The sequence below is a fragment of the Reyranella sp. genome (genome assembly GCF_044224635.1).
Taxonomy (GTDB): Bacteria; Pseudomonadota; Alphaproteobacteria; order Reyranellales; family Reyranellaceae; genus Reyranella.
Window position 1 is genome coordinate 23694 of the sequence record NZ_JBGAKA010000073.1, and the last position, 11148, is coordinate 34841.

10 protein-coding genes are annotated in these 11148 nt (G+C 65.2%); 4 read left to right on the forward strand and 6 right to left on the reverse strand.

The features are described 5' to 3' along the window. Positions 1 to 29: 29 nt before the first annotated feature. Positions 30 to 1334, reverse strand: coding sequence for an MFS transporter (locus ACILR9_RS35920; protein WP_395714804.1), 1305 nt, complete (start codon positions 1332 to 1334; stop codon positions 30 to 32). A gap of 203 nt (positions 1335 to 1537) precedes the next feature. Here ACILR9_RS35920 and ACILR9_RS35925 point away from each other — a divergent pair, with 203 nt between their 5' ends. Further along, positions 1538 to 2458, forward strand: coding sequence for a class I fructose-bisphosphate aldolase (locus ACILR9_RS35925; protein WP_395714805.1), 921 nt, complete (start codon positions 1538 to 1540; stop codon positions 2456 to 2458). A gap of 542 nt (positions 2459 to 3000) precedes the next feature. Here ACILR9_RS35925 and ACILR9_RS35930 read toward each other — a convergent pair. Next, positions 3001 to 4647, reverse strand: coding sequence for a hypothetical protein (locus tag ACILR9_RS35930; RefSeq protein WP_395714806.1), 1647 nt, complete (start codon positions 4645 to 4647; stop codon positions 3001 to 3003). 736 nt (positions 4648 to 5383) lie between these two features. Here ACILR9_RS35930 and ACILR9_RS35935 point away from each other — a divergent pair. Continuing rightward, positions 5384 to 5563: a hypothetical protein gene (locus tag ACILR9_RS35935; RefSeq protein WP_395714807.1), complete on the forward strand. Its 180-nt coding sequence runs from the start codon at positions 5384 to 5386 to the stop codon at positions 5561 to 5563. Next, positions 5560 to 6765, forward strand: coding sequence for a multidrug effflux MFS transporter (locus ACILR9_RS35940; protein WP_395714808.1), 1206 nt, complete (start codon positions 5560 to 5562; stop codon positions 6763 to 6765). The genes ACILR9_RS35935 and ACILR9_RS35940 overlap by 4 nt, the downstream gene beginning before the upstream one ends. Before the next feature lie 9 nt (positions 6766 to 6774). On the opposite strand, the gene ACILR9_RS35945 is transcribed toward ACILR9_RS35940, so the two are convergent. The 4 genes from ACILR9_RS35945 to ACILR9_RS35960 all read right to left on the reverse strand — a co-directional run bounded on the left by ACILR9_RS35945 (position 6775) and on the right by ACILR9_RS35960 (position 10651). Further along, positions 6775 to 7227 carry a hypothetical protein gene (locus tag ACILR9_RS35945; protein WP_395714809.1) on the reverse strand — a complete coding sequence of 151 codons (453 nt, stop codon included), beginning with the start codon at positions 7225 to 7227 and terminating at the stop codon, positions 6775 to 6777. Between the two features lie 131 nt (positions 7228 to 7358). Further along, the gene (locus ACILR9_RS35950; RefSeq protein WP_395714810.1) at positions 7359 to 8918 is read right to left on the reverse strand and encodes a peptidoglycan DD-metalloendopeptidase family protein; all 1560 of its coding nucleotides are present in this window, start codon (positions 8916 to 8918) and stop codon (positions 7359 to 7361) included. A gap of 344 nt (positions 8919 to 9262) precedes the next feature. Then, entirely contained in the window at positions 9263 to 9754 is a 492-nt protein-coding gene (locus tag ACILR9_RS35955; RefSeq protein WP_395714811.1) for a thermonuclease family protein, read from the reverse strand. A gap of 111 nt (positions 9755 to 9865) precedes the next feature. Next, complete coding sequence (locus ACILR9_RS35960; RefSeq protein WP_395714812.1) at positions 9866 to 10651, reverse strand: GNAT family N-acetyltransferase; 786 nt, start codon at positions 10649 to 10651, stop codon at positions 9866 to 9868. A gap of 232 nt (positions 10652 to 10883) precedes the next feature. On the opposite strand from ACILR9_RS35960, the gene ACILR9_RS35965 reads away from it, so the two are divergent. Further along, positions 10884 to 11147, forward strand: coding sequence for a hypothetical protein (locus ACILR9_RS35965; RefSeq protein WP_395714813.1), 264 nt, complete (start codon positions 10884 to 10886; stop codon positions 11145 to 11147). Position 11148: the final 1 nt, after the last annotated feature.

Consider the following 11148-nt stretch of genomic DNA (forward strand, 5'->3'; position numbering starts at 1 on the left):
TTTGAAGGCATTGTTGTCATCGAGAGTGATCACGACCGTCCCGCCACCCGCCTCACCTTTCCCGGTGAGGCGCGCCAGATGGCCAGCGCGCCGACGGCGCAGAGCACGATCGCCAGGATGAAGGCGATCTCGTAGCTGCCGGTGCGGTCGTAGAGGAAGCCGGTGAGCCATGGGCCGGCGGCGCCGCCGGCCAGCAGGGCGACCATTACCAGGCCGAAGATCGAGCCGAAATGCGGGCCCTCGAAGATCTCGACCACGATCGCGCCCATCACCGACGTCAACGCGTATCCCAGCAGGCCCTGTGACAGCACCATGACGTAGAGCAGGACTTCCGACGGGCCGCTCTGCAGGCCGAGCAGCGCGGCATAGCAGATCGCGAAGCCCGCGTTGGTGATCAGCCAGACGATCTCGCGGCCGATGCGATCCGACAGGGCGCCGAGTGCAATCTGCCCCGGCACGCCGACCATGGCGACGAGGCCCAGCGCCCAGGCCGACTGCATCGGGCTGAACCCGACCTCGATCAGGTACTTGGTCTGATGGACCTGCACGGCATACCAGACGAAGCCGCCGCAGAAGAAGGCGACGGCGATCCACCAGAAGCGCGCCGTGCGTACCGCGCGCCCGGTCGTCCATACCGTCCCCGCCCACGCCGCGTCGACGATCCTGAGCGTTCGCGCCGCCGGTCCGGCGCCGGCGCTGCCGCCGTCGGGTTGCAGGCCGAGATCCTGCGGCCGCTTGCGCACGATCCAGTTGAGCGGCAGCAGGACCACCAGCGTCAGCACCCCCAGCATCCAGCACGAGGCCCGCCAGCCGTCGTGCTGGATCACCGCCTGCATCCACGGCAGCAGGGTGATGGCGCCGACCCCGACGCCGGAAAAGGCCAGCCCGATCGCCATGGCGCGCCGGCGCACGAACCAGTTCGGCAGGTATTGCGACTGCACGCTGAAGCTCATGCAGTTGGCGCCGGCGCCCACCAGCACGCCCAGCGTCGCATAGAGCTGCCAGGGCGAGGCGATCTGCGTGGCGCCGAGCAGGCCCGCGGCCATCACCAGCACGCCCGCCTCGATGACGAAGCGCGGGCCGCGCCGGTCCATCAGCCGCCCGATCATCGGGCTGAGCACGGCCGACACCAGGAAGCCGAAGGAGAAGGCGCCCGCGGCGAGGCCGCGGTCCCAGCCGAACTCCTGGACGATCGGCGGGAAGACCAGCGAGAATGCCGTGCGCGCGGTCACGCTCAGCGCCACTGTGACGAAGGCGACGGCGATGATCACCCAGCCGTAGAAGAAAGGCAGGCGCGCCGCCAGCGGCGCGCGCGCTTCAGTTTGCATCGGCATGTCTACTCATCGTAAGGCCGGCAAAGCTATGCAAAGGTCACCGCCAGTTTCGCCAGCCGCGTCATGGTTACGGAACACCCTGTTCAGCGCGCCCGAAACGGTCAATGACCTGCCGGGTAGTCGACAGGGTCGGGCTTGAACGAAAAGGCCCCGCCCGCTATCACCGGCGCCGCTTTAGGGCAAAAGACCTTGGGAGCCAGCCAATGAAGATCACCCGGACGGTCAAGAAGATCCTCGACAATTACGAGAGCGACAATCCCGGAACCAAGGGGAATCTCGCCCGCATTCTGATGCACGGCCGGCTCGGCGGCTCGGGCAAGATGGTCATCCTGCCGGTCGACCAGGGCTTCGAGCACGGCCCGGCCCGCTCCTTTGCACCCAATCCCGACGCCTACGATCCACACTACCACTACCAGCTCGCCATCGATGCCGGCCTGAACGCCTATGCCGCGCCGCTGGGCCCGCTCGAGGCCGGCGCCGACACCTTCGCCGGCGCCATACCGACCATCCTCAAGCTCAACTCGGCCAACTCGCTGTCGACCAACAAGGACCAGGCGGTCACCGCCTCGGTGGGCGACGCGCTGCGCATCGGTTGCTCGGCCATCGGCTTCACCATCTATCCCGGCTCGGAAGACCAGTACGAGATGATGGAGGAGATCCGCGAGCTCGCCGAGGAGGCGAAGTCGGTCGGCCTCGCCGTCGTCATGTGGTCCTATCCGCGCGGCGGCAAGCTCGACAAGGCCGGCGAGACGGCGCTCGACGTCTGCGCCTACGCCGCCCACATGGCGGCCCTGCTCGGCGCCCACATCATCAAGGTCAAGCCGCCGACCAGCGTGCTGTGGCAGCCCGAGGCCAAGGCCGCCTACGAGAAGGCCCAGGTCGACACGTCAACGCTCGCCGCGCGCATAAAGCACGTCATGCAGGCCACCTTCAACGGCCGGCGCATCGTCGTGTTCTCCGGCGGCGAGGCCAAGGATCTCGAGGGCCTGTTCACCGAGATCCGGGGCCTGCGCGACGGCGGCGCCAACGGCTCGATCATCGGCCGCAACACCTTCCAGCGCCCGCGCGACCAGGCGCTCGACATGCTCGACAAGATCATCGGGATCTATCAGGGCAAGATGTAGTCGAGCAGAGGGACCAAAGAAAAGGCCCGGCCAGTCGCCCGGCCGGGCTCGTTTCTCCACCGATGCCAGATCTACTGCGCAGACATCAAGACGGCGCCCATGCCTTCATCAACCATGAACGGCATTTGATCCCCCCAATAGATTTGCGCGAACGCGCGTCAGCTTGGTGCGCTCTTGGTTGGCGCTGGCAATCAGAGGGGCAACGGCAAGCTTGGATTGCGAAAGCGGCCACTGTCAAATGAAGGGCCCGGCCAGTTTGCCGGCCGGGCGCGATGTTCGTGGCGTCGCCTGTTCCCGTCAGAGCTTGTAGTGCTTGCCGAGGAACTGCCACGTTCGGGTGGCACCGCGGATGCGCAGGTACAAGCCGTTGCCGTCTGCGATCAAGGGTCTCTCGCTGCGCTCGGGATGACAGCATTGTTGGCGCGGCCAACAGGACAACTGTCATCCCGAGTGTCGCGAGGGACCTTTCTTTTTGGCATGCTCTTCCGGACCGCGAGCGTCTCGCTCGTTCAGATTCGCGAGCCAGCGGGACGCTTGCCGCTCTAGGCTGCGTCAGTGGCGACGAGCTTGTCCGCCTGCGCGATCCCCACGAGCATGGTCGACGCTGCGCCCGTCACATCATGGATCAGCGCTCTCGCCTCCATCAGGTCGTCGGAAGAAGTCCAGGCGGCATGATATTCCTTTTGCGCTTCGACATAGTGCAGCGACACAGCCACCTTCGACATGAGCGTCGCGATGTCCTGGCTCGCCGCGGTATCCTGGGCGCCGCTCATGATGTCGATCAGGATCGACCCGACGAACTTGCCAGCCTGGAGGGTCGCCTTGGTCCGGGCAGTCCAGTAGCCCAGGCCACTCGCATCCGGCCCGCGATTGAACAAATTATCGTAGACGGCGTCGATGAACGAGGAGATTGCGGCATCGCTCGCTGCAAACGGGTTGACGAGGAACGGATAGAGCGCCTTCGCCTCATTGCTGATGCCGAAGGAGCTGGCGACGTTGGCGAACAACGTCGCGGGACTCTGCGTCGCCCTGCCGACATTGAACTGGTTGACCCAGAAATCAAAGCCTTTGGCATCAGCGCCGCGACCGAAGAAGGCCACATAGGTCGCCGCGACCTGCTCTTCCACGTCGAGCCCCACCAGGTTCAGCCTGTCGCTTCCCCCTGCTCCTGCCTGCTGCAGCAACCATGTCTCCAAGCCGACGCTCGGTACCTCGTATTGATACTGGTAAGAGGGTGTGAACACCTTTTCCGCACCGCTCGAAGCGCCCGATGCGGTCCCCAGGAAGAGGTTGTCGGTAGCCCGGACAAACCCCGGTTCCGGATCGACTCCCACCTGGGTTACGATCGCCCTGCTTCCATACTGGTCACGGGAATCGAAGATATTCCCTTCGGCAAGCACCTCCGCCCGGAACGAGGCGCCGATCGCGTACGAACCCCAATCCTTCAGCACATTATTGTACATGTGCACTTCGCCAAAAACCACACGTGGCTCGCGCTGAACCGTTCCGTCGAACACATTGTGATGCAGAGTGACGTGGGTATCCTCGTCTCGCTCATAGTTGTCCAGCTGATGCCCGTTGAGAACCTCGCGATTCGGATTGTCGGGGTCGGCAGAGGTCGAGTAGCTGTTGATCATCATGGCGCCGTTGTGATCGCTGAACCGGCTCCAATCGACAGTTACGTTCTTCGTCCCCGCGCTGACATCCAGAAGACCGTCGCTGTTCCAGCCACTGAGCGAGACATGGTGGATCCATATGTTGTCCACGCCATAGATGGAGATATTGTCCTCGCCCGAATTGTTCACGTCGCGAATCGTAATACCGGCAACAATATCGTTCGAGGCACCCCAGTTTCCCCCCATCGTAATGCCGTGATTGGTAATGGTGATACCGCTGCCGCGCCCATCGATGGTTCTGTTCGCTCCCAGGTAGATCGTCGAGTTGAGGGTGATCGTGCCGCCTTGCAATGACGGATCGAAGACGATCCAGATCGGCTTGGTCGAGCGATCCTCAGCGGCAAAACGCAGGCTGCCCGGCCCGCTGTCGTTCAGAGTCGTGACCGTATAGACGTCGCCATTGAGTCCGCCGGTCGTATTCGCCCCAAACCCTTCACGGTATTGGAACAGAGTTTGCACGAGGCTGCTTTCCAGGGTCGCCTTGGGCGCAGCCGCAACCGCGGATCCAGTCACGAGGCCTCGCGGGCCTCCGAAATCCGATGACGGCTCGGCCTTGTCCGACCGAACGCGCCACTGGCCCTCCCGCCTGCGACGGCCGCGCTGTCCTTGAAGACGCGCGCGTTTCCCCAGCGGGTGATCGAGGCTCGATCACCTTTGCGTTGGATGAAGCGCATTGCCCACCCCGAAACGAGTCGCGCATCCGCTCGCGCGCTGGTGTCACACCAGCGTTGGCAACATCGTCAGTTTTGAAACCCAAACACCCACACACCTGGGAAGACCGGGCGCGGCAGCGTCCCAGGCTGCCACCAATCTTCCCATGCGCCCCCACACCACTGAAGGCACGCCAATCTCTCTAGCGAAAACGGACGGCGCGTCTAGCAGAAAGTGTCGTAAAATACATAAATTCGACTATCTGCTTCGCCCCGATATCTCACATCGGTCGATGCGCATGCTACGCAGCCCCTCCGATGCAAATTCCTCGAACTGAATCGTGCGGAACCCCGCGCCAATCCATGCTGACGTCGCTTGAGACTTCCCCTTCGGGCAGGGCATTCGCAGATCGCTCTCTCGCTCCTCCCCAGATTCGCTGGCGAAGTGTCGCCGTCTTACGGCGACGGAGAAGTCATGCGTCATGATTCCATGACCCCTCCGCCCCGTATGACGGGGCGCCTTCCCAGCGAGGTAGAACCGGCACGCACGAGCCTGCGTTGGCCCGCTGGTCCACCGATGCAAGCTATCGATGATTGCGATGCCGGCCGGCGATCGCGCACAGAATCGCGACGAACAGGCCAAGCTGCGTGGCAAGCCCTTCGGCGCTATCATGAGGGTGAACATGGACCCTCGCCTGCTCCTTCCCCTCCTCGGCCTCGCCGTCGTGGCGTTCCTGGCAAACCTGCATTCCCACCGACGCTCGATCGGGTTGTCTTGACCGTATCAAGCGACAGACCCGCCGGCGCCGGTCACTGGCCGAGGCGCATACCTTGGCTGCTGGGCTGCTTCATGGCGGTCGGCCCAGCGGCGACCGACATGTACCTGCCTGCCTTCCCCGAGGTCGAGGCCAGCCTGCACGCCGCTGCGGGCTCGGCGCAATTCACCCTGGCGTCCTGGTTCGCCGGTCTGGCCTTCGGCCAGGTGCTTCAGGGCATCCTGTCGGACCGATACGGCCGCCGCGTGCCGATGGCCGCCGGTTTTGCGATCTTCGCTGCCGCCATGGCGGGCGGCGCGCTTGCCACCTCGATCACCCAGCTCGCCGCGCTTCGCTTCGTGGCCGCCCTCGGCGCATCCGCCGGCATGGTGATCGGGCGTGCCGTCGTGCGTGATCTCGCCGACGGCCAACGCGGCGCGATCCTGATGTCTCGCCTCGTGCTGGTGATGGGGGTTGCGCCAATCGTCGCGCCGACCATCGGGGCGGCTCTCCTGCTGATCGCCGACTGGCGCGTCATCTTCTGGGTCCAGGCGCTCTACGGCGCAGGCTGCACGCTGCTGGCTCTGAGGGCTCTGCCGGAGACCCTGCCCGAAGCCCGGCGCGTGAAGACCGGACCGATCGAGGCACTCAGCCGCTACGGAACGATCCTGCGCGAACCGGTCTTTCTCACGCACGCGTTGATGGGCGGCGCCGGCAGCTTCGCCATGTTCGCCTATCTTTCCGGTGCTTCGCCGGTATTCATCCAGGGATTCGGCCTTTCGCCGTCTGAGTTCGCCTTATTGTTCGGGCTGTGCTCGTGCGGGCTGGTTGCCGGATCGCAGATCAATGCGCACCTGCTACGCACCTACGGCTTGCACGCGATGCTGCGCGCGATCTGCCGCGTGTCGCTCGCCGCCACGGCGGCGCTGCTGTCGCTCAGCCTGCTCGGCGTCCACGAGCTGTGGATGATTGTCACGCCGCTTTTCATCGCCCTGAGCTGCCAGGGCTTCTCCAACGGCAATACCGCCGTGGGCGCGCTCTCCCGGCACGCGCCGCATGCCGCGTCGGCGGCGGCCCTGCTCGGTGTCTTCCAGTATGTGCTGGGAGCAATCAGTGGGAGCCTGGTCGGCCTGCTGACCGATGGCACGCCGCGCGGCATGGCGCTTCTCATGTGCCTGGGCGCTCTGTGCGCCGTCGCGACCGACCTCTTCCGGCCACGACCATAGGCCGAGCCCTTACTCCATCCGCTCCAGAATCTGGGCTGCCCGCGCCAGTCCTTCACGACAGCCTGCCTCATTGTTGCGTTCGGCCTCCGCGCGGGCGGCAACGAGAATGGCCTGCAACGTCGTCCTATTCGCCGCCTGGGGCTTGTCCGGCACCACGTCGGGCATCGTCGGCATCGGCGAGCGCTGGCCGATCGGCGGCGAGATCACGGACTTGTCCTCAACCGCCGGCGGTTCGACCACGCCTCCCGACTCCGCCAGATCACGGGGCGTTACATCCTTGTTGCCCTTCCTGGGGACGGTTGGCGGATCGGTGGCAAGATCATGTGCCTTGGCAATGCGGAGAACCTGCTCGCGGCAGCTCTCCGCAACCGCGCCATCGGTCCCGATGGCGAGAGACGCGAGACAGGTCGCGGTGAGGCCCACGACGTGCCACATCGCGTTGGCTTGACCGATCTTCAGCATGCGCGGTCGTTCCTTGTCCTTGCGGTAGGAACGGCCCGGCCGATGTCGAGTTGCAACGCCTCCCCCAGCGAATCTTGGGGGAGGAGAATGAGAAGCGCCCATATGCACCGCCGACTCCCGGCGACGTGCGGTCAGTCCAGGTCGGGGGCTGTTTGGCGCGCCCTGTCGATTTCCTCGACTCGCGCCCTGAAACGAATGAGCTCCGCGCCATCCAGCCGCTGGCGCTGCGAGGTGTGCGCCACGTCGAGCGGATTCACCGGCCGGCCGTTGCGATGCAGCTCGAAATGCAGATGGGGTCCGGTTGAAAGCCCGCTGCTGCCGACGAAGCCGATCACCTGGCCCTGGCGTATGCGCGCACTGCGCCGGACTCCGGACGCAATGCGCGACAGGTGCGCATAGCCGGTCGCGAGGCCATTGTCGTGACCGATCTTGACCCAGCGGCCATAGCCACCATTGACACCGGCCTCGACGATGCGGCCGTTGCCGGCGGCAAGGACCGGCGTGCCCGTCGGCGCCGCAAAATCGATACCGGCGTGCAGGCGCGTGAACCCCAGCACCGGATGGCGTCGTAGCCCGAAGCGCGAGGAGATGCGGCTGAGATTCAACGGCGTGCGCAGGAGTGCCTTGACGACGCTCTCGCCTTCGCGGCTGTAGAAGAAGTCCGTGCCACCCTGCGGCTGGAAACGGTAGATGGCAAAGGTCTCCTCTCCGCCGCCGGTGGTGATCTCCGCCCACAGGACGCGCCCGCCATCGACCGGCCTGCCATCCTCGGTCCACGCCTGCTCGATCAGCAGGGCGAAGCGATCGCCCGCCTTGATGTCGTGCTGGAAGTTCACGTCCCACGAGAAGGCGCGCAGCATCTCCGCCAGCGCCGGATGCGGCACGCCGCTCGCCTCGACGCTTTCGATCACCGATCCGTTCACGACGCCCGCCGCCCGCCGAAGCCTCGACACGATCTCGAAGACCTTTACCGTCGCGTCGAGCTCGCCCTGTTCGTCGCGTTCCACCGTGATCTCGCGTCTCGCCTCGGGGCGAACCGCGAGCGCCAGGAGAATCGGCCTGGCCCGCCCCTCTGCCGGTCCCTGGAGCTTCACGTCGATCGACTGGCCAATCGGCAGGCGACGGAGGTTCACGTGCTCCGCCAGAGCGTCGACGACATCGGCGACTTCCGCTCCAGCAAGGTCCAGCTCGCCGAGAGCTCCCGCCACCGTGTCGCCCTTCTCGAGGCGCACCGATGTCTCGTACACGCGCGGCGCCGCGGCGATGGCCGCTTCGTCGGAATCGGGTTCGGCCGACGCTTCGGGCATTGGCGTTCCCGTTTCGGGGTACGCGTGTTGGGCCGACATCTGGCCTGCCGACATCTGATGGGCCGCCGGCTGCGGCGTGTCGGAAGCGCTCAGCCCGTCGGATGCCGTCAATGGCGAATGGGAGTCACGCACGACGAACCAGCCGATTGCCGTTGCTGCCACGAGGACGCTGCAAGCAACAGCGGCGGCCAGGGTGCGCCGTGCTGGCGCGAGGCGTTCGGAAGGTTGGGTGAAATCTGGCTCTGGGGGAAGTGGATCGGGGTTCGGCTGTGTTGAGGGGGGATGAGACGGACGAACGGACGACTGATCAAACATCCTTGCGTTCCTGGAAGGGAAGAAGGCGCATGGCATCATTGAGGGATCATTGGTGCGGGAGAACCGCACGGGACTTGGGCGCGGAACCTGGACATCCTTCCTATGGCCCGCTTGGTGCGTGCCGATAGTTGGTCGAAATCTTGTCAGGAGTGTGTTCGCGCTCGCCACCTGTCCACAGGCAGCGGCTCGGCCGCCATGATCTGGAAGCCAGGCAGCCGCTGCAGCGTGATTGGTATGTGTGGAACCGATTCGAGATCCATACTGTCATCCTGAGCGCAGCGAAGGATCTCATCGCCAGGAATTTCAAAGTGCTCCCGCTGCAGGCGGCGATGAGGTCCTTCGCTTGCGGCGCTTGCTCCGCAAGCGCCTTGCTCAGGACGACAGAAATCTGGACGTCGGCCTAAGGGACGCCTCTAGCGGTCCTCCTCGATCCGTGCGCGCCACTCCCAGGGCGTGACGCAGGCGTGCGCATGGACTCCCCGCAGCGCGCTCGCCGCGGCGGCTTCCTGCGCGACGTAGCGCGCCGAGTGAAGCACCTCGGCATAAGCATAGCCGCCTGTGACCATGGCCGCGCCGAGGTCGACGTCATCGGCCCGGCAGATCGCGACGATCTCTCCCCTCCGCTCGCCGCCGATCGGCACGCACGAGATCTGCTTTCCCACGATGAGCGTGCCGAGATATTGCTCTGCGGCGTGGCCCGCAGGCCAGCCATCGGCGCAGATCTGCGCCACGTCGGGCGCATCGACGCCATACAGTCGATAGGTCTTGCCGCCGACCTCGATCGAATCGCCATCGACCGATTTCTGTGCAGCGGCAGGCAGGGCGACCATCATCGCGATGGCGGCAAGGGTCAGCCGGTGACGGGAAAGCGTGGCGCGCGACGGCTTCACGGCCTTCGACTTCATCTAGGATGTCCTCTTCAAAATGCGAACCGCGGTTCCCTGCCCCCTTGCAAGTCTCGAAGTCTTCGGCGCCGCTTGCAAGGCGACATCGTCGCACGCTGCCTTGCGCGCGGCTCAGCGCTCGTGCGCGTAGTGGACGATCGTCAGGAAGGGAACGAGCCCGATCGTTCGCGCGAGACGGATCGATGCCGTGTTGTGCTCCTCGACCTGGTAGCGCGGCGTCAGCCTGCGGGCGGAAAGCTCGGCGAGTGCGGTGGCGACCACGCGCGCCGCATGGCCCTTCCGGCGCTGCGCCGGTGCCGTGACGACGCCGCCCACCTCCCACACGGAGCGGTAATTCTCGAAAGCAATGCAGGCCGAGGGCGTCTCGTCGTCGTCGTCGCCGGCGACACAGGCAAAGGCGCTGCCGGCACGCAGCATCGGCTCGAGCCAGGAACGCTCGTGTCCCTGCTCCGCGAACAGCCTGAAGGCGGCGTCGCCGGGCCGGGACGTGACGCGAATGCCGGAATCAGGCTGGAATGTGGCAGCCGACGAGAAGGAAACGAACGCGGTTCGCCGCTCGACCGGGAACTGCGCCGCGACCGGCGCCAGATCGGCCTCGCCCGACAGCTTGAAGACGATGCCGACGTCGCGCGGCAGATGCCGCAGGAGGGATGCCGTGAGATCCGGATCATCGCTGGAGATGAAGGCCGCGAGGGCTGCTCCTGGATAGGTCTGCCGGTCGTACGAGCTGGCCGCGACGTCCAGCGCGACCAGCATGGCAGTTCCCGCCGCACCCGCCACACGATGGACTCTCACACTGTCCGGATATGCCAGCAGCTGCTTCAGGAGAACGATGTGACGCAGCGGCTCGGACGACAGCGTATCGATGGCATCGCGCACGGACAGGGAATCGGTCATCGGATCGATCCTATCGCATTTGACTCGGATTCGCGGCCTGGACACCTCTCCATGTCGAGGCGCCGGCGACGGCAGCGCTTTCCGACGGCCGAGGCTTGCATTGCCTCCGGCAATGGTCACTGGCAGCGCGAATACACGGATGATTCAAAATGATCACAGCGGCTTTGCTCGGCTTTGCTCGACAGTGCGGGCCGGGCAGATCAGGCTCTGGTGCAGTAGTCAGGAGAGTTGCATGGCCGAACCGATTTCCGACGAATTCGCGATGGCGAGCGGCATCACGGCCTTGGTGCTCATGCAGGTAGCCCTGGAGCAAATGCAGCAGCTGGGTGTGCCGTCGGCCAAGATCGACGAGATCATCGCCCGCTCCCTCCAGATCGTTAATACAGTATCCGCCAACCAGCATCACGCCGCCCTGCCGATCTCGGCCAAGCTGTTGCGCGAGATGCTGCACAAGCGCCAATCGATGCGCGAACAACGCCACCAGCCCATGCACTGAG

What these genes read in the sequence shown, in the direction of transcription:
- ACILR9_RS35920 (WP_395714804.1), bottom strand. Translation starts at nt 1,334, where the DNA reads ATGCCGATGCAAACTGAAGCGCGCGCGCCGCTGGCGGCGCGCCTGCCT.
- ACILR9_RS35925 (WP_395714805.1), top strand. Translation starts at nt 1,538, where the DNA reads ATGAAGATCACCCGGACGGTCAAGAAGATCCTCGACAATTACGAGAGC.
- ACILR9_RS35935 (WP_395714807.1), top strand. Translation starts at nt 5,384, where the DNA reads ATGCCGGCCGGCGATCGCGCACAGAATCGCGACGAACAGGCCAAGCTG.
- ACILR9_RS35945 (WP_395714809.1), bottom strand. Translation starts at nt 7,227, where the DNA reads ATGCTGAAGATCGGTCAAGCCAACGCGATGTGGCACGTCGTGGGCCTC.
- ACILR9_RS35955 (WP_395714811.1), bottom strand. Translation starts at nt 9,754, where the DNA reads ATGAAGTCGAAGGCCGTGAAGCCGTCGCGCGCCACGCTTTCCCGTCAC.
- ACILR9_RS35960 (WP_395714812.1), bottom strand. Translation starts at nt 10,651, where the DNA reads ATGACCGATTCCCTGTCCGTGCGCGATGCCATCGATACGCTGTCGTCC.
- ACILR9_RS35965 (WP_395714813.1), top strand. Translation starts at nt 10,884, where the DNA reads ATGGCCGAACCGATTTCCGACGAATTCGCGATGGCGAGCGGCATCACG.